18 protein-coding genes are annotated in these 17,515 nt (G+C 32.3%); 13 read left to right on the top strand and 5 right to left on the bottom strand.

The annotated features are described in order from the left end of the window. Positions 1 to 126: 126 nt before the first annotated feature. On the bottom strand, positions 127 to 627 hold the full coding sequence (locus ACF91D_RS01835; RefSeq protein ID WP_039069509.1) for a GNAT family N-acetyltransferase: 501 nt from the start codon (positions 625 to 627) through the stop codon (positions 127 to 129). A gap of 192 nt (positions 628 to 819) precedes the next feature. Here ACF91D_RS01835 and srtA point away from each other — a divergent pair, with 192 nt between their 5' ends. Continuing rightward, the gene (srtA, locus tag ACF91D_RS01830) at positions 820 to 1,419 is read left to right on the top strand and encodes a class A sortase SrtA (RefSeq protein ID WP_039069510.1); all 600 of its coding nucleotides are present in this window, start codon (positions 820 to 822) and stop codon (positions 1,417 to 1,419) included. Positions 1,420 to 1,521: 102 nt separating this feature from the next. Here srtA and ACF91D_RS01825 read toward each other — a convergent pair whose 3' ends face one another. After that, positions 1,522 to 2,190 (bottom strand): N-acetylmannosamine-6-phosphate 2-epimerase, encoded by a 669-nt coding sequence (locus ACF91D_RS01825; protein WP_039069511.1) that lies wholly within the window; start codon positions 2,188 to 2,190, stop codon positions 1,522 to 1,524. 165 nt (positions 2,191 to 2,355) lie between these two features. Here ACF91D_RS01825 and ACF91D_RS01820 point away from each other — a divergent pair, with 165 nt between their 5' ends. Beyond that, positions 2,356 to 3,153 carry a MurR/RpiR family transcriptional regulator gene (locus ACF91D_RS01820; protein ID WP_039069512.1) on the top strand — a complete coding sequence of 266 codons (798 nt, stop codon included), beginning with the start codon at positions 2,356 to 2,358 and terminating at the stop codon, positions 3,151 to 3,153. A gap of 185 nt (positions 3,154 to 3,338) precedes the next feature. On the opposite strand, the gene ACF91D_RS01815 is transcribed toward ACF91D_RS01820, so the two are convergent. After that, positions 3,339 to 4,214: an ROK family protein gene (locus tag ACF91D_RS01815; protein ID WP_039069513.1), complete on the bottom strand. Its 876-nt coding sequence runs from the start codon at positions 4,212 to 4,214 to the stop codon at positions 3,339 to 3,341. 256 nt (positions 4,215 to 4,470) lie between these two features. Between ACF91D_RS01815 and ACF91D_RS01810 the strand changes: the two genes are divergently transcribed. The 7 genes from ACF91D_RS01810 (at position 4,471) to ACF91D_RS01780 (ending at position 10,377) form a co-directional block, all read left to right on the top strand. Further along, positions 4,471 to 5,352 carry an N-acetylneuraminate lyase gene (locus ACF91D_RS01810; protein ID WP_039069514.1) on the top strand — a complete coding sequence of 294 codons (882 nt, stop codon included), beginning with the start codon at positions 4,471 to 4,473 and terminating at the stop codon, positions 5,350 to 5,352. 25 nt (positions 5,353 to 5,377) lie between these two features. Beyond that, positions 5,378 to 6,913, top strand: a complete 1,536-nt coding sequence (locus ACF91D_RS01805) for a sodium:solute symporter family protein (RefSeq protein WP_119585042.1) — start codon at positions 5,378 to 5,380, stop codon at positions 6,911 to 6,913. A 451-nt stretch (positions 6,914 to 7,364) separates the two neighbouring features. Then, positions 7,365 to 7,691: a hypothetical protein gene (locus ACF91D_RS01800; RefSeq protein WP_069792259.1), complete on the top strand. Its 327-nt coding sequence runs from the start codon at positions 7,365 to 7,367 to the stop codon at positions 7,689 to 7,691. Positions 7,692 to 7,705: 14 nt separating this feature from the next. Beyond that, complete coding sequence (locus ACF91D_RS01795; protein WP_039069518.1) at positions 7,706 to 7,891, top strand: helix-turn-helix transcriptional regulator; 186 nt, start codon at positions 7,706 to 7,708, stop codon at positions 7,889 to 7,891. Positions 7,892 to 7,968: 77 nt separating this feature from the next. Further along, complete coding sequence (locus ACF91D_RS01790; protein WP_069792260.1) at positions 7,969 to 8,493, top strand: NAD(P)H-dependent oxidoreductase; 525 nt, start codon at positions 7,969 to 7,971, stop codon at positions 8,491 to 8,493. Positions 8,494 to 8,794: 301 nt separating this feature from the next. Further along, positions 8,795 to 9,601, top strand: a complete 807-nt coding sequence (locus tag ACF91D_RS01785; protein WP_039069520.1) for a Cof-type HAD-IIB family hydrolase — start codon at positions 8,795 to 8,797, stop codon at positions 9,599 to 9,601. A gap of 116 nt (positions 9,602 to 9,717) precedes the next feature. Beyond that, positions 9,718 to 10,377: an NAD(P)H-dependent oxidoreductase gene (locus tag ACF91D_RS01780; RefSeq protein ID WP_069792261.1), complete on the top strand. Its 660-nt coding sequence runs from the start codon at positions 9,718 to 9,720 to the stop codon at positions 10,375 to 10,377. Positions 10,378 to 10,484: 107 nt separating this feature from the next. Here the strand turns inward: ACF91D_RS01780 and ACF91D_RS01775 are convergent, their stop codons facing one another. Continuing rightward, entirely contained in the window at positions 10,485 to 11,294 is an 810-nt protein-coding gene (locus tag ACF91D_RS01775) for a VOC family protein (RefSeq protein ID WP_069792262.1), read from the bottom strand. Between the two features lie 177 nt (positions 11,295 to 11,471). Between ACF91D_RS01775 and ACF91D_RS01770 the strand changes: the two genes are divergently transcribed. From ACF91D_RS01770 to ACF91D_RS01760, 3 genes are all read left to right on the top strand, one after another. Continuing rightward, the gene (locus tag ACF91D_RS01770; protein ID WP_039069523.1) at positions 11,472 to 12,017 is read left to right on the top strand and encodes a tubby C-terminal domain-like protein; all 546 of its coding nucleotides are present in this window, start codon (positions 11,472 to 11,474) and stop codon (positions 12,015 to 12,017) included. 221 nt (positions 12,018 to 12,238) lie between these two features. Next, positions 12,239 to 14,020, top strand: a complete 1,782-nt coding sequence (locus ACF91D_RS01765) for an ABC transporter ATP-binding protein (protein ID WP_069792263.1) — start codon at positions 12,239 to 12,241, stop codon at positions 14,018 to 14,020. After that, positions 14,013 to 15,782: an ABC transporter ATP-binding protein gene (locus ACF91D_RS01760; protein ID WP_327620762.1), complete on the top strand. Its 1,770-nt coding sequence runs from the start codon at positions 14,013 to 14,015 to the stop codon at positions 15,780 to 15,782. The genes ACF91D_RS01765 and ACF91D_RS01760 overlap by 8 nt, the downstream gene beginning before the upstream one ends. Positions 15,783 to 15,966: 184 nt before the next feature. Here the strand turns inward: ACF91D_RS01760 and ACF91D_RS01755 are convergent, their stop codons facing one another. Further along, complete coding sequence (locus ACF91D_RS01755; protein WP_039069526.1) at positions 15,967 to 16,245, bottom strand: GNAT family N-acetyltransferase; 279 nt, start codon at positions 16,243 to 16,245, stop codon at positions 15,967 to 15,969. 173 nt (positions 16,246 to 16,418) lie between these two features. On the opposite strand from ACF91D_RS01755, the gene ACF91D_RS01750 reads away from it, so the two are divergent. Next, positions 16,419 to 17,393: a metal ABC transporter solute-binding protein, Zn/Mn family gene (locus ACF91D_RS01750; RefSeq protein ID WP_069792265.1), complete on the top strand. Its 975-nt coding sequence runs from the start codon at positions 16,419 to 16,421 to the stop codon at positions 17,391 to 17,393. The last annotated feature ends 122 nt before the right edge of the window (positions 17,394 to 17,515 follow it).

Below are 17,515 nucleotides of genomic sequence, written 5' to 3'. Positions count from 1 at the left end.
CTTGTCATTTTTGCCAAGATGTATTGACGAAATCTTTTTAGATAGCTTAGATTTTTGTACCATTCCAAGTTATATGTGTTAAACAGAAGTATATTGATTTTTGAAAAACATGCTTTAAAATAAATATTACTTGTCAAAATTATTTAAATCTAACTGATAAAATGCAAGATCTAGCCACTTATCGAATTTATAACCTACTTGTTGAATCGTACCAGAATGCGTGAAGTTAAATTTTTTATGTAAATAAATACTATAATCATTTGTCGCATCTATACCAGCAACTAATGTTTTATAGCCGCTTTTTTGTGCATGATGGATGATTTCTAGTAATAATTTTGAAGCGATACCTTTTCCTCTGTGATGCTTACTTACATAAATTGAATGTTCTATAGAATATTGGTAAGCTGGCCAGTCTCTAAAAGAACCATAAGTTGCAAAGGCAACGGCTTCATCACGTTCCACATAAACAAAAATAGGCTCGTTATTCTTTAATTTATTTTCAAACCAAGCCTCTCGCGATTCAAGTGTTTGCGGGTTATAGGTGTACACGGCTGTAGTATTTAAAATAGCATCATTGTAGATGTCTAAAATATTTGGTAAATCTGATTTAACTGCTTGTCTTATCATGAAAATTCCCCACAATCGTTTATATAATGTCTTAGACTTATTTAACACTTATTTTTAAAAAGGTGCAATTTTTTGTCATGAAAATTAACAAAGAGATATAAATTAATGTCATTAATGAATATAATTAATGCATTGTGCTATACTTGATGTGAATTTTTAATTGTGAAATTGTTCAAAAGGAGAAACAAAAGGATGAAGAAATGGGTTAATCGTCTGATTACTGTGGCGGGAGTATTACTTATTTTAGTTGCGGTTTACCTTTTCGCTAAACCACATATTGATGATTATTTGACTAAAAAAGATAATGAAACAAAGATAGAAAATTATAATAAAGATACTTTAGACAATAAAAATCAAGAAGTTGAAATCCCCAAAGATAAAACAAAAATGGCCGGATATTTAGCCGTACCAGAGGCAGATATTAAAACGCCGGTCTATCCAGGGCCTGCTACACCTGAACAACTCAATAGAGGTGTCAGCTTTGCTGAAGCTGATGAATCATTAAAAGATCAAAACATCGCGATTGCTGGCCATACCTATACAGGTAGCTCAGATTATCAATTCTCAAACTTACCAGATGCAAAAGTAGGGAGTAAAGTGTATTTTACAACAGGAAATAAAAAAAATGAGTATAAAATTGTTGAAATTTTTGACGTGAAACCAGAAGAGGTAGAAGTGCTTGAAGAACATCAATCACAGAAACAACAACTTACATTAATAACGTGTGACAACTATAATGAACAAACGAATCAATGGGAAGACCGTAAAATATTTATTGCTGAAGCGGTGTAATAGAAACCAAGTAACTGATTCTTTGATATTATTAACTTAATAATTGTTTATATCATATTTGTGGTCGAGACATTCCTCTTGGATGACTCGACCACTTTAATTTTATGTGTTTAAAACGTCAATGAATCGTTTGGTAATGTCTTTAGGGCGGGTAATAGCGCCACCAACAACAGTACAATGTACACCTAATTCAGTGACGGTTTTAAACATATCAGGAGTGATGACATTGCCTTCAGCTATGACTTTAGAATCGATATGTGTTAATACATCTTTAAGAAATTGGAAGTTATTTTCATATAAAAGATGACCTTTAGTATATGACGTATAACCATGTAATGTCGTGCCAATGTAATCAAAACCGAGTTTATCAGCGTTAATTGCTTCATCTAGAGTTGAAATGTCTGCCATAAGTTCAATATGAGGCGCTTTTTCTCGGACATAGGATACAAGAGATTGTAATGATTCTTTAGGACGTGTTTGCTTTGTAGCATCTAAAGCAATGACTTCACATTGACTTTCAATTAATTCATCGATTTCTTTGCTAGTAGCAGTAATAAAAACATCGGAATGATCATAGTCCCTTTTGACGATACCAATTACTGGTAAATCGACCTCTTGCTTAATCGCAATAATATCTTCTTTAGAATTTGCTCTGATACCAACAGCTCCGCCTTCGTACGCTGCTAACGCCATTTTTGACATGATAAATGACGAGTGAAGCGGTTCATCAGGTAATGCTTGGCATGACACAATTAATCCTTGTGGTAACATAATATACACTCCATAACTTTGATAAATTTAATAAATCATTAAACTCCATTAGATTTGTAATTTTAATATAACATTGAGAAAATAATAATCAATACATTTAATCTTTATGAAAAATATTTTCATTTTTACTGAGTGTATGTCTATATCTGAAAGGGGAGGATTCTAATGAAATTTGAAAATCGTGTGCAACGCTATCGTCACTTATTTACCAAAACAGATAAGCAAATTGTTGAATATATTCAAAACAATCAATTTGATGATACTTTTTCGACGATTAATTCATTGGCGCATGCTATAGGTACATCACCAGCTACTATTACACGCTTTAGTAATAAGTTGGATTATGATAACTTTCAAGACTTAAAGTTTAATTTACAACAAGAAATGACGGACAACGTTATAGAAAATAGTCCGCTTATTCAACGTATTCATAAATACCATCAAGATATTATTCAACAGACAGGGGAGTTTATCTCTGATGAAAAAATTCAAAATTTGGTAAATCAAATTATGCGTAGTAGACAAATTATTTATGCTGGACTAGGAAGTTCTGGCTTGTCTGCAACTGAATTTTATTATCGTATGATGCGTATGGGGTTAAAAGGCAATGTATCTACAGATGCACACCAAATGAAAATTTTTGCATCACTATTAACAGCTTCAGATACATTTGTAGCTATTTCAAATAGTGGAGAAACTACTGAACTTATTGCGGCAGCCGAGGTTGCTCATGAACGTGGCGCATTTGTTGTCGCTATTACAAATTACGAGGGCAGTGCATTAACGCAAAGTGCAGATTTAGTATTAATAACCACAGATCAATCTAGAATTAATGATACAAGGTTTATTAATACACAAATAGCGACACTTTTCTTAATTGATATTGTCAGCTATTTACTATTAGATGATGACTATATGCATAATGTCTATCAGCATACCAAAAAAGTCGTATTAAACGAATAGCTTCAACGTTACGTGAATTTATTAAATATACCGTAAAGTAATTAATGCAATATCAACATACAAATCTGTTGATATTGCATTTGTATATACGAGTATTGATAAAAATAATGGAGGCGAAACGATAAGTTCATTTTATAATGAAATTTAGTTTTGTTTCGCTTCCACAATAAAATTTATGTCAACTATTATAAAAACCTTGATACAGCACCATATAATGAAGCATGGTTTTTGGTTTTAGTTGTTTGTATTGTTGCGTGACCATAATTTGGTGGTAAATATTCTTCGATTTTAGGTATGATATATTTTAGTAATTTTTCGCCTTGAGAAGATATACCGCCACCAATTAAAATTAATCCTGGATCATATACGATTTGAATTTGTGCAATTCCTTCCGCGACATGCGTACTCCAGCGATCGAGAATGGAGATTGCCAACGCATCTTCTTGCTCAGCCAATTCAAAGAGTTTGGGCACATCATCTGAGTAGGGTAACGCATGTGTTTTCATTAGAAATTTCAATGCATTAGTTGAAGCACGTTGTTCAAAAGTTAATCTGTCTTTTGGTTTATATAATAAATAACCGATTTCGTTTGCTCTATTACGATTGCCGTTGTATAAGCCTCCAACTCTATTGTAAAAAGCTCCTCCTATACCTGTCCCCAATGTCAGACAAAAAATATTATCTGCATCATAATCATGTAAAGTAAGCTCTCCTAGTAATGCTGCATTTACATCATTAAACACTTTTACTTCTGCATTTAGTGGTGAAAGTAACTGATGAAAGTTTGTACCAATAAAGTTTGGAATTGTAGGGCCAGCATATACCACAGTTCCTTTCTTTTCATTGATAACACCAGCACTAGAAATGCCTACTTGCAAAGGATGTATTCTATAAATCTCTTTAAAATGAGACACAAGTTCAAAGATTGCATCAGCAATGAATTCATTGATGTTATTTGGAGTAGGTATTCTTTGATAATTTATGAACTTTAAATTTTCATCTAATACAGCCGCTTTAATATCAGTACCTCCGATATCAATTGCTATTTTATAATTAGTCATTATTCATACCTCCATTCGTAGTATTTACATTAATATGTATCATTTTTTAATTTAAAAGTGTAGTTATAATAACTATGAAAAATATTTTCATCGAAATTTAATATAAGTGATGAATATTTTCAAAATACTATTGATACTGTTAATGGTAGCGTTTACAATTTGAACTGTAAATAGAAAAGATTTTTAGCTTTAACTTACAGCAAGAGGGACTTTAAGGGTTAATCAAAATATATAAACATAAGTTGGAGGGAAATTTATGAAAGAGAATTTTAAAGGCTTGTATGCAGCATTATTAGTACCATTTGATGAACATGGTGAAGTGAAAGAAGAAGGACTGCAACAAATTGCTAAAAATGCAATTGAAACTGAGGGCTTAGACGGTTTATACGTGAACGGCAGTTCAGGGGAAAACTTTTTACTAAGCAAAGAGCAAAAGAAGCAAGTATTTAAAGTTGCAAAAGAAGCGGTTAATGACGAAGTAACATTGATTGCACAAGTAGGATCTTTAGATTTAAATGAAGCAATTGAATTAGGGAAATACGCAACAGAATTAGGTTATGATGCTATTTCTGCAGTCACACCATTTTATTATCCATTTACTTTCGAGGAAATCAAAGACTATTATTTTGAACTAATTGAAGCAACACAAAATAACTTGATTATTTATGCGATTCCTGACCTTACAGGTGTCAATATTTCTATTGAACAATTTGCTGAACTCTTTAATCATGAAAAAGTAATTGGTGTTAAGTATACTGCTCCCAACTTCTTCTTATTAGAACGTATACGTAAAGCTTTTCCTGATAAATTAATACTTTCTGGATTTGATGAAATGCTTGTACAAGCTGCAATTTCAGGTGTAGATGGAGCTATCGGTTCTACGTATAACGTAAATGGTAAACGTGCAAGACAAATATTTGATAAAGCACAAAACGGGTCGATTGATGAGGCTTATCAAATTCAACACGAGACAAATGACATTATAGAGACAGTACTATCTATGGGGATATATTCTACATTAAAAGAAATTTTAGCGACACGTGGTATAGATGGTGGTTTACCGAAGCGCCCGTTTAAACCATTTAATGAAACGAACAGAAGTAAATTAGCAAAGTTAATCAAAGACTATAACTTATAAGACATCACGTTAGGGGTTGAAGTAAATGCAGCAAGTAGGGTTTGGTGCTTGGAACTGGGTAGCAGTCATTGCTTACCTTGTCGTTATGTTATTAATTGGGGCTTATTTTACGAAACGCGCGAGTCAAAATACAGATAGTTTTTTTACTGCAAGTGGTAGATTACCGTCTTGGGCAGTAGGCTTTTCTATTTATGCTACAACATTAAGTGCAATTACTTTTATGTCGACACCTGAAAAGGCGTTTTTGACGGACTGGTCATATATAGCAGGTAATATAGCAATTGTCGCTATTATTCCATTACTCATTTATTTTTATGTACCATTCTTCAAAAAGTTAAAAGTGACATCGGCATATGAATATTTAGAAGCGAGATTTGGACCTAGTGTCCGTGTTATTGGGTCATTACTTTTTGTGTTCTTTCATTTAGGGAGAGTAGCAATTGTTATTTATTTACCGACACTTGCAATTACAGCAGTATCGGATATGAATCCGTATGTCGTTGCAAGTTTAGTAGGTATTTTATGTATATTATATACATTTTTAGGTGGTTTTGAAGGCGTTGTATGGAGCGATTTTATCCAAGGGGTCATTTTACTAGGTGGCGCAGCAGCTATTATTATCTTAGGTGTCGTGCATATTCAAGGTGGCATGGGAACGGTTGTATCCGATGCTCTTGAACATAAAAAGGTCATCAGCGTAGATAATTGGAAACTTAACACTGCAGCGGCGGCTATTCCAATTATTTTTCTAGGTAATATTTTCAATAATTTACATCAATACACAGCGAGTCAGGATGTTGTACAACGTTATCAGGCATCTGAGTCCATGAAAGAAACGAAAAAATCATTATGGATGAATGGTGCATTAGCATTAATATCAGCTCCTCTATTTTATGGTATGGGGACGATGTTATATTCTTTCTATAATCACGAAAGTTCGCTACCCGAAGGATTTAATACATCTTCAATCGTTCCGTATTTTATCCTTACTGAAATGCCACCATTTATTGCAGGGCTATTAATTGCAGCGATATTTGCTGCAGCTCAGTCTACTATTTCATCGAGTTTAAACTCAATATCAGCTTGTCTATCGGTCGATATCAAACATAGATTCTTTGGTAAAGGCGCGGAAAAAGATGAGGTAAGAACAGCAAGATGGATGATTATAATTTCTGGGCTATTTGGATTTGGTATGTCTATTTATTTGATAGCTTCTGATTCAAATGATCTATGGGATTTATTCTTATTAATTACAGGACTTGTAGGCGTACCATTAGCAGGTGTGTTTGCTGTAGGGATTTTTACAAGAAGAACAAATACTTTTGGTGTTATAGCAGGATTGATATTAGGAATTATTTTTGCTTATATCTTTAATGGTATGGGCGGTGGCAACTCACCATTCTTTGTATCTATTATTTCATTTGGTGTTGCATTTATCTGTTCTTACATTATTAGTATTATTATACCTGGTGAACAAAAAGACATTAAAGGCTTAACAATTTTTGATATTAAAGAAAATACCAATTATATTGCGAAAGTTCATGATAAAAAAGAAAAGTAGTTTAATGTCATAAATGGACTATTAAGTAAAGAGGCTGGATAAATAATTCAGGCTCTTTATATGTTTTTTAAGGTTGTCTGTTTTATCATTTAATACTTTGGTTTGTAGAATTAGTTATATTGGTAATGATATTATAGTAACAGTACTTAGTGTAATAATTAGTTATAAATTACTCAAATATAAGGAAGGGCATTTATGCCTTTAGGTTCAATTGTAGCCATTCTTTGCGCAATTTTTGTAATATTTTTAATACCATATTATGAAAAAAAGAATAAGAAAAAATAATTTTGCTGGGACATAATGTCTCGGCTTTTAGTTTGTTATAGGGAAGAGAATCTATTTTAATAAATAAAAATGAAATCATAGTAGAATGTAAAAGAAGTTTGACATTTGGTAAAGGCTATTCTATATTAATTATGTTAAAAACTTTTTACATTTAGGAGATGGAATTATGAATATTATGTTGTTCATAGGAGTGTTGCTATTTTCTTGCTTTTGGACTTGCATTACAAATAAATTTTTGCCAGCTGAAACTTTAGATAAAAATAAATCACAATCACGGTATGATGAAAGACAAAGTAAAATGTTTATAGAGATTTTGGCCAAGAGTTTTATTTGGCTTATATATGCATTGCTATTTTTATTAATATTAAGAGTTTTTGGTTGGTTTGATGTTGAGGGCGCTTTAACATCAACTTATCCTGAAATTATATTTATATTAATAGGTTTATTTTTGTTAGTATTTAACTATTTTACGACCAAAAAGAAATACACTTAAAAAAGGTTGATCAAATGAAAAATAAAATAAAGGCTTATAGAAAGCAGAATGGTTTATCACAGGAAACGTTAAGTAAAAATTTAAATGTTTCAAGACAAACCATAAATGCGATTGAAAATGATAAATATGACCCCTCTTTAACGTTAGCATTTAAATTAGCCAAACAGTTTAATGTTACAGTGGATGAATTATTTTCTTAGGCATATCAGTTTATTTTTGAACAAGGGAAGTTTAATATAAAGCTATTAAATTAGTAATGAAACGAGGAATGAACTTTATGTCTACATTGGTTATTGTTGCACACCCAGATATTAATAATTCAACTGTTAATAAAGCTTGGAGAGATGAATTATCTCAACATGAGGAATTGGTAACCGTCCACGAAATCTACCCAGAATACCCACACGGTCAAATTGATATTGAAAAGGAACAAAAATTGCTTGAAGCACACGACCATATTATTTTTCAATACCCATTGTATTGGTACAGTTGTCCGCCATTATTAAAACAATATTTAGACGAAGTATTTACTCATGGCTGGGCATATGGCTCACAAGGAAATGCGCTGAAAGGAAAGCAAATTGGATTAGCGATATCTATCGGAAGCGTGCCTGAAGCTTATACATCAGAAGGTAACGTGCAATTTACAATTGATGAATTAGTCAGCCCAATGATTGCGACAACGCGTTTTGTAAAAGCAAATTATGTAGGTGCGCATAAATTATACAGTGCATTTACAGTTACGCCGAGTCAATTAGCGGAAAATACACAAACGTATTTAGAATTTATCAAACAAATATAAAATTAGTGAGCCTGTGATATAAACATGTCACAGGCTCAAATTTTATTTTTAACAGTAATTAAATCTATAACTTTTCAAGGTGAGGCTACGTAAAAGAAATTTATATAAATATTACTTATATTGAATAGTATTTACTTAATTTAGTTTGAGAAAGTAGAGAAAAACAAAAATATAGTTTAAATAATTTACGCTCAATTATGTTAGTAATTGTTATAGAGTTCATAAGTTTACTTTGAAACAATTAGTATTGTCGATATAATGAAAGGGCGTACATATAAATTGGAAGATTTGAGGGGACAATATGATAAAAGTAATCGCAGTTGATATGGATGGTACGTTTTTAGATTCAAATAAAATGTATGATGAGCAAAGGTTTGATAAGATATTCCAGCAACTTAAAGCTCAAAATATTAAATTTATAGCAGCAAGTGGCAATCAATATGCAAAATTAAAGTCAATATTTGGCGAACGTGACATGTTCTTTGTAGCTGAAAATGGGGCCGTCATTTATGAAGGTAATACTTTATACGACTATCAGGCATTTGACAGAGATTTTTACCAAGCAATTATTGACTATTTAAATATTGACCGTGGAATTAATAATTTAATTGTTTGTGGGCTAAACAGTGCCTATATTTTAAAAGACAATACAGATGCATTTAAAAAAGATGCACATTTCTATTATCGTAAACTAAAAGAAATAGATTCTTTTCAAGATTTACCAAAGGATGAATATGTAAAAATTGCGCTTAATATTAATAGGGAATCTCATCCATCGTTAGATGAAGATTTAAGTAACAAATTTAGCGAAAATTTAAAATTAGTGTCTAGTGGTCGTGATAGTATTGATTTAATTATACCAGGCATGACTAAAGGCAGTGCTTTACAGCGACTTTTAAAATATTGGGAAATAAATGAAGAAGATTTGATGGCTTTTGGTGATGCCAATAATGATTTAGACATGTTGCAACTAGCTAAGCATAGTTACGTTATGGCAAATAGCGAAGATGAAACATTATTCAAAGTTGCTAATTATGTGGCACCATCTCATGATGAACAGGGTGTGCTTACTACTATTGAAGAAAAAGTACTTCATCCATTAAATTAATGACAAATAAAGACTGTCATATCTTAGTGCATAATTTATAAACATATCGTTTTAATAAGATTTGAAATTTGACTATACTTAAAAGTACTTAAATTGAAAGGTAGGGTATAAAAGTTATGGACCAAATGCAACAAACGCTGCTAAATGCTTTTAATTTTAGGCATGCAACAAAACGTTTTGACGCTAATAAAAAAATCTCTGATAGTGATTTTAATACCGTCTTAGAGACAGGAAGGTTGTCTCCAAGTTCATTAGGGTTAGAACCGTGGAAATTCGTCGTGGTTCAAAATCGTGAAATAAGAGATGAACTTAAAGAAATCAGTTGGGGAGCACAAGGCCAACTAGATACGGCGAGCCATTTTGTTTTGATTTTAGCACGTAAAAATGTGACTTCACAATCACCATATGTACAACATATGATACGAAATATTAAACAATATAGTGAAGAGAGTATTCCTGCTACAGAACAAAAATTTGATAATTTCCAAACTAGTTTTCATATAAATGATACACCACAATCTTTACTAGATTGGGCGAGAAAACAAACTTATATTGCTCTTGGTAATATGATGACAAGTGCAGCATTGCTAAATATAGATTCATGTCCAATTGAAGGATTTGATTTAGACGCTGTTACGGCATACTTGTCAGAAAAAGGCATTGTTGATTCTGAAAACTTTGCACCTTCAGTTATGGTAGCTTTTGGATACAGAGAAGCTGAACCTAAAGCTAAAGTACGTCAGCCGCAAACTGATGTCGTTAAATGGTTAGAATAAACGATAAAAAGGAAGTGGGATAGTAATTTTTGAAATTGAATTACAGTCCCACTTCCTTTTTTGATTTGATGTTAACTTTACCTTAATAATTATTTTTTACAAGTAAGTTAATTTTTATCTGCTACTAAGTTTTCATTGCTGTGTATAATAATTTCAAAGCCTTCTGGTCCAACGAATTGTTCTCTATCCGCATTTGGTTTGTAAATTGACACTTTTGATAATCCAAGACTGCTATCATTATCTTGACGTACGATGTTAGATTGCCATGTATTGATAGCAATGTGATGATGGTAGTGGTTCATAGACATGAAAAGCGCTTGAGGAAAATCAGAAATGTGCTCAAGTCCTAGTTTATTTATATAGAAATCTTCTGATTCATCCAAGTTGACTGCTTTCAAATGTAAATGACCAATTTTTGCATTATCTGGCATGCCTTGCCAACCAGTCTCACTACGTTGTGCCACTAGGTCATCGACGTCTACCCCAAGAGTATCCATTTTGACTTTATTATCTTCCCATAGCCAATTTTCTTTAGGTCGATCATCATAGATTTCGATACCATTACCTTCAGGATCAGCGAAATACAACGCTTCACTAACTAGATGGTCTCCTCCACCAATTTGTACGCCTAAACTTGCAGCATGATATAAAAAGTTACCTAAATCTTGTCTATTAGGTAATAATAAGGCGATATGGAATAGCCCTGATTCCCTAATAGAAGGACGTCTATCATTATTGATTTCCTGTAACGTTAAGGTGTGACCATTACTTCCTATATTGAAAGTAACGACTGTATTTGTTTCTGATTTGATAGCTAAACCTAAAATTTGTGTATAAAAAATGGTCATTTTTGTTAAATCGGCAACGTTCAAAGTAATATTAGTAACTTGAATGGATTGATTATCGTGAAAAGACATTGTCCTACTCCTTATCGAATGCTTGTATTTTAATTAATTACAAGTATTACTTTAGTATAAAAAGTATACCTAGTCAATGAAAAATGCTTAGCGTAATATTACTTTTCAAAAAGTGTATATCTTGTATAAAATGGATATAACGTTACGTCAGTAAATACATAGATAGGACTGTTAAATATGAAACACTATTATTTTAAAGAAAACTTTTTTAATGCATCAAAGTCTATAATCGATATATATGACGATACTAAGGAAGTAGCTTTTAAATTACAATTATTTTATACATCTGCGGGACAGGAAGCGATGGCTTTGTTTGGTAATAGTAAACAGAATTTTGAAATCACAGATGGCCATGATACTTTTCGAATTTTACAAGAAAGAACAATTAGTGGTGCAATTAAAACACCGTTTAAAACAGTATGGCAAGTAGAAAAGAACGGTGAGAAGATTGGAATTTTTCGCTCTAAGATGGGATTTAAACCATCTATGCAGTTCGAAGGTGATAAAGGGGATATATTAAAATTCCAATCTGGATTCTTTTCAAGAAGTGTTACTGTCTCTGATGGTCATTACAAATTGATGCAAACTAAATCAGAACGTTTTAAATTAGCCTCGAGACATGATTTGTATATTGAAACTAAAACATATAATCCAGCGATGCTTATCATGCTGTTCCAAGTTTTTTATGAGTTTCAAGAACAACAAAGAAGAAATTCAAATTAATTTTAAGTGGCACAAACTCGGTATAAATCATACGTTTTTAGCTTAACTTTACTAATAGAAAACGGAAACATGAACTCAAACGCATTTGTATAGATTTCATGTTTCCGTTTTTTAGTGAACAGTAAGTGGAATTTCTGTGTAAAATATCCATTCTATTTACATATATCTTCATGTGGTAAGATATGAGAATATAGAATAAAAACATCATTGGGGGTGACGGGATGAAAGTATTTTGGAAATTGGGATGGTTTTTTAAACAACAAAAACTGAGTTATATCATTGGTTTAGGTACATTATTGTTAATTGCATTAATTGAAATTGTGCCACCACAGATTATCGGGCGTACGATAGATCAAATGACGACACATAAATTAACACCTAAGTTATTAATGATTTATTTAGCTATATTAATTGTAGTTGCCATATTAACTTATGTACTTAGATATGTATGGAGGTTGTCTATATTCGGAACGAGTCAAAAGTTAGGGCAAATATTAAGGACATATCTTTTCAAAAAGTATACCGATATGAGTGCTATATTTTTCCAAAATAGACGTACAGGAGATTTAATGGCACATGCTACAAATGATATCCGAGCTGTACAAAATGCTGCAGGTGCTGGAATCCTCATGATTGCTGATTCATTGATAACAGGGGGCACTGTTGTTATAACGATGGCTATAACAGTAAGTTGGAAACTCACATTAATTGCTATGATACCATTACCATTTATGGTGTTATTAACAAGTTTTTATGGATCGCTTTTAAGTAAAGGATTTAAAAAGGCTCAAGCTGCATTTAGTAAATTAAATGATAAGACACAAGAAAGTGTTGCTGGTATTAAAGTTACTAAAACCTTTGGATATGAATCAAGTGACCAAGCAGACTTTAAAGATTTAAGCGATGATGTAGTAGATAAAAATCTGAAAGTATCTAAAATAGACGCATTATTTGACCCGACAATTACGCTAGTTATTGGTACAAGTTACTTTTTATCTATTGCGTTTGGCGCACAAATGGTCTTTCGTAATGAGATAAGCTTAGGGCAACTCATAACGTTTACGACGTATCTCGGGATGTTAGTATGGCCGTTGTTAGCGTTGGGATTATTTTTTAACATTGTGCAAAGAGCGAAAGCTTCTTATGAACGTATAGATGAAATTGGAAACTTACCTAATGGTATCGATACGCATTATAAAATTGATAAAAGTCCTCAAGGCGATATTCAGTTTAATATCAATCGATTTAATTTCCCGGGTAATGATAAACAAGGTGTATATGATATTCATTTTACAATTGAACAAGGTACCACAGTAGGTATTGTTGGGCGAACAGGTTCAGGTAAAAGTACATTGATAAGACTATTGTTGAGAGAGTTTGACACTAAACATGCTCAAGATATAACGTATGGCGGTCATCCATTGAGTGATTATAAAGTTGAATTATTAAGAACGCAATTTGGTTATGTGCCACAAGAACACTTCTTATTTTCTACCACGATTAGAAATAATATCGCGTTTAGCAACGAAACTATAGAGGATGAGCAAATATATGAAGTGAGTCGATTAAGTCATATCCACGATGATATTATGCATTTTACTAATGGATATCAAACAATTGTCGGGGAACGAGGCGTATCATTATCAGGTGGTCAGAAGCAACGTGTTTCTATTGCCAGAGCTTTGTTGTTAGATCCTGAGGTATTGATTTTGGATGATTCATTATCTGCTGTTGATGCACAAACTGAAGAAGTAATATTAGAGAACTTAGAACATTTGAGAAAGTTTAAAACTAATATTATAACAGCACATCGTATGAGTGCCGTGAAACATGCTGATCTTATTATTGTTATGGATGAAGGGAAAATAATTGAGCGTGGTCACCATGAATCATTAATGCAACAACGAGGCTGGTATTATGAAACATATCAAGCTCAAGCATTACAAGCCAAACTGTCACGCGACTTAGACAATCTTACGAAAGGGGATGGTGAAGATGACTGAATACGAACACGCTAACTTAACGGCTAAAGATCAAGGTAGTGTGTTGATAAGGTTGTTTAAATATACATTACCCTATAAGTGGATTATTGCCTTGGCGTTCCTAACATTGATCATAGCAACTGTTGCAAGTATGATGACGCCCTATATGGTAAAAATATTTATCGATGATTATTTAACACCGCAAAATTTTCCAAGATGTAGTATGATTTGGCTCATTGTTATTTTCTTAGGTGTACAAATAATTGGCGCATTAACACTTTATTTTAGCCAATACCTTTTTCAATATTTAGCCTTTAAAGTGATACAACAATTGAGAATTGACGCCTTTAATAAACTAGGAAAATTAGGTATGAAATATTTTGATGAAGTACCAAGTGGAAGTATTGTCTCACGATTAACAAATGATACGGAAACCATCGTGGATATGATTGTTGGCGTGTTTTCAACTTTTATTATGGCATTATTTATGATGATATCTAGTTATGTCATGATGTTTGTACTAGACGTTAAATTAGCTTTGATAGCACTTGTCTTTTTGCCAATTATTTTTGTGATTTTGTCTACTTATCGTAAGTATTCAGCGTATTTATTTTCAAAATCAAGGCAGCGTTTGTCCGATTTGAATTCAAAATTAGCAGAGTCAATTGAAGGTATGAGAATTATACAAGCTTTTAATCAAGAAAGACGCTTAAATAAAGAATTTAATCAAATTAATGATGAGCATTATCAATATATGTTAAAAACTGTGAAACTAGACAGCTTATTGTTAAGACCAGCTATCAGTTCTATCTCAATCTTTGCTATTGTAATGATTCTTGGTTATTTCGGAGTAATTAGTTTTACGACAGGTGTGACAGCGGGTGTAGTTTTTGCATTTATTCAATACATGGAACGTTTTTTTGAACCGATTAATCAAGTGAGCCAAAATCTAAATATTTTACAGCAAGCGCTTGTCTCAGCAAGTAGAGTTTTTGCATTAATTGATGATAATAATTATGAACCACAACAAGATGAAATAGCGTCAAATTGTATAGGACCCGGCAAAATAGAGTTTGAAAATATAAGTTTTAGTTATGATGGTAATACAGATGTACTCAAAGATATTAATTTTACTGCAAATCCTGGTGAAATGATAGCACTTGTTGGTCATACGGGATCTGGTAAAAGTTCAATCATCAACTTGTTTATGAGATTTTATGAATATCAACGAGGAGATATTAAGATAGACGGACATTCTATCAAGACAATACCCAAAGCAGAATTAAAAGAAAAGATAGGCTTAGTATTACAAGATGCATTTATCTTTTATGGAACTATAGCGTCTAATATAAAATTATATCATCCTACAATGACGTATGAACAAGTGAAGGTAGCAGCAGAATTTGTTCATGCTAATCGTTTTATTGAGCAACTACCTGAACAATATCAGCACAAAGTAATTGAAAAGGGTAGCGCTTTTTCAAGTGGTCAAAGGCAGTTAATTGCATTTGCTAGAACAATTGCTACGGATCCTAAAATTTTGATTTTAGACGAAGCAACTGCCAACATTGATTCTGAGACTGAAGAACAAATACAACAATCATTAAATGAAATGCGTAAAGGTCGAACAACGTTAGCGATAGCCCATCGGTTATCTACAATTCAAGATGCAGACCAGATATTTGTGTTAAACCGAGGCGAGATAGTCGAACGTGGCACCCACGAGCAACTAATTGCGCAAAAAGGGATTTATCATAATATGTATTTACTTCAAAATGGTTAAGGCTTTGTTCGTAAGTATATTAATGCGTATTATGATTGATTTAATTAATAAGCAACATAATAAAAAAGGTGAAACTAAGGCATTAATTTTATACTTAGTTTCACCTTTTAATTGTATATAAATTACATAAATGTATACCACATCAATCACATGTAATCCTATTTGATTGATTGGTTATTAAACTTTAACCTGCGTATACATCTTGGTATTCATCATTCTTTTCAATCACACTTTTGGCGAATGGACAAGAAGCGACAACTTTTAAGTTATTCTCGCGTGCATAATCAACTACAGATTTTACTAATTGTGAACCGATGCCCTGACCGCCTAATTCATCAGGCACACCTGTGTGATCAATATTGATTTGGTTATCTCCTTGAGGTTGGAAAGTGATTTGTGCTTGTGGGTTATTTTCGTCGTCACCAATATAAAACTTGTTTGAACCTTGTTTGATTTCAGCCATACTATCTCTCCTAATTATAAGTCATATATATTAAATATCACATTTTAGTGATTATTAAACAAAACGAGTCGTGAATAAAAAAGAATATTAGTAGATTAAGTAAAAACCATTGAAATATCCTAAAAATAAGTTTATAGTTTTAACGGAATAATTTCGATTTGGAGGGGCGTTTTTTGAGGAAAAGTATAATACTCATTATGGCATGTGTAGTTGTCGTGATGTTGAGTGCATGTGGTAATATCAATAAAGGCGAAAACAAAGACGTCAGTTCAAAGAATAAACTTAAAATTTATACTACGGCATTTGCGTTTCAAAGTTTTACTGAGCAAATAGGCGGTAAATACGTAGATGTAGAATCTATCTATCCACCAGGCGCCGATATGCATACTTTTGAACCAACACAAAAAGAAATGGTCAATATTGCAAAAGGTGATTTATTTATCTATTCTAACAAAGAGATGGATCCAGTTGCTAAAAAAATCGCAGGTTCTATTAATAATAAGGATTTAAAATTAGCATTAACGGCTAACTTTACGCATGATGATCTAGTTGTAAATCATGAACACGAACATGAAGGACATGACCATGACCACGAAGCGGATGGGCATAATCATGAAGAAGGCAGTGAAGACCCACATGTTTGGCTAGATCCAGTTCTAAATAAAAAAATGGTGAAATCAATCAAAGATGATTTAGTGAAAAAAGACCCTCAACATAAAACTTATTATGAGAACAATTATAAACAAGTCGTTGATGACTTAAATGACATAAACCAAAGCCTAACTAAAATAACAGAGCATCCAAAGCGTGATACTGTAGTGATTTCTCACGACTCTATTGGTTATTTAGCAAATCGTTATGGATTTAAACAAGAAGGTGTCAGCGGTATGAATAACGAAGAACCTAGTCAAAGAGACTTGATGAATATTGTTAACAATATCAAACAGACTAAACAACCTTATGTACTTTATGAACAAAATATTTCATCTAAAGTTACGGATGTAATACAGAAAGAATCTAATTCAACACCCTTAAGCTTTCACAATATGGCAACACTTTCAAAAGAAGAAAGTAAAGAGAGCAATATTACTTATCAATCCTTAATGAAACAAAACATAAAATCATTAGATAAAGCATTAAATGAATAACATTAGCAACCCCCTGAGACCGAAAATATCTCAGGGGGTTTGCTATACTAGAATATGATTTTGCGCAATAGGTTTATTTTATTAAAAAAGATAATTGTTTTAAAGTTTCTCGTGTTATGTTT

This window comes from Staphylococcus sp. 231237_7MaSpsaltlick (assembly GCF_043107035.1).
This window is presented reverse-complemented; position numbering and strand designations above follow the sequence as displayed.

Excerpts from the sequence above, each read along its gene's own strand:
- ACF91D_RS01835 (WP_039069509.1), bottom strand. The coding sequence starts at position 627 with ATGATAAGACAAGCAGTTAAATCAGATTTACCAAATATTTTAGACATC.
- srtA (WP_039069510.1), top strand. The coding sequence starts at position 820 with ATGAAGAAATGGGTTAATCGTCTGATTACTGTGGCGGGAGTATTACTT.
- ACF91D_RS01825 (WP_039069511.1), bottom strand. The coding sequence starts at position 2,190 with ATGTTACCACAAGGATTAATTGTGTCATGCCAAGCATTACCTGATGAA.
- ACF91D_RS01820 (WP_039069512.1), top strand. The coding sequence starts at position 2,356 with ATGAAATTTGAAAATCGTGTGCAACGCTATCGTCACTTATTTACCAAA.
- ACF91D_RS01815 (WP_039069513.1), bottom strand. The coding sequence starts at position 4,214 with ATGACTAATTATAAAATAGCAATTGATATCGGAGGTACTGATATTAAA.
- ACF91D_RS01810 (WP_039069514.1), top strand. The coding sequence starts at position 4,471 with ATGAAAGAGAATTTTAAAGGCTTGTATGCAGCATTATTAGTACCATTT.
- ACF91D_RS01805 (WP_119585042.1), top strand. The coding sequence starts at position 5,378 with ATGCAGCAAGTAGGGTTTGGTGCTTGGAACTGGGTAGCAGTCATTGCT.
- ACF91D_RS01800 (WP_069792259.1), top strand. The coding sequence starts at position 7,365 with ATGAATATTATGTTGTTCATAGGAGTGTTGCTATTTTCTTGCTTTTGG.
- ACF91D_RS01795 (WP_039069518.1), top strand. The coding sequence starts at position 7,706 with ATGAAAAATAAAATAAAGGCTTATAGAAAGCAGAATGGTTTATCACAG.
- ACF91D_RS01790 (WP_069792260.1), top strand. The coding sequence starts at position 7,969 with ATGTCTACATTGGTTATTGTTGCACACCCAGATATTAATAATTCAACT.
- ACF91D_RS01785 (WP_039069520.1), top strand. The coding sequence starts at position 8,795 with ATGATAAAAGTAATCGCAGTTGATATGGATGGTACGTTTTTAGATTCA.
- ACF91D_RS01780 (WP_069792261.1), top strand. The coding sequence starts at position 9,718 with ATGGACCAAATGCAACAAACGCTGCTAAATGCTTTTAATTTTAGGCAT.
- ACF91D_RS01775 (WP_069792262.1), bottom strand. The coding sequence starts at position 11,294 with ATGTCTTTTCACGATAATCAATCCATTCAAGTTACTAATATTACTTTG.
- ACF91D_RS01770 (WP_039069523.1), top strand. The coding sequence starts at position 11,472 with ATGAAACACTATTATTTTAAAGAAAACTTTTTTAATGCATCAAAGTCT.
- ACF91D_RS01765 (WP_069792263.1), top strand. The coding sequence starts at position 12,239 with ATGAAAGTATTTTGGAAATTGGGATGGTTTTTTAAACAACAAAAACTG.
- ACF91D_RS01760 (WP_327620762.1), top strand. The coding sequence starts at position 14,013 with ATGACTGAATACGAACACGCTAACTTAACGGCTAAAGATCAAGGTAGT.
- ACF91D_RS01755 (WP_039069526.1), bottom strand. The coding sequence starts at position 16,245 with ATGGCTGAAATCAAACAAGGTTCAAACAAGTTTTATATTGGTGACGAC.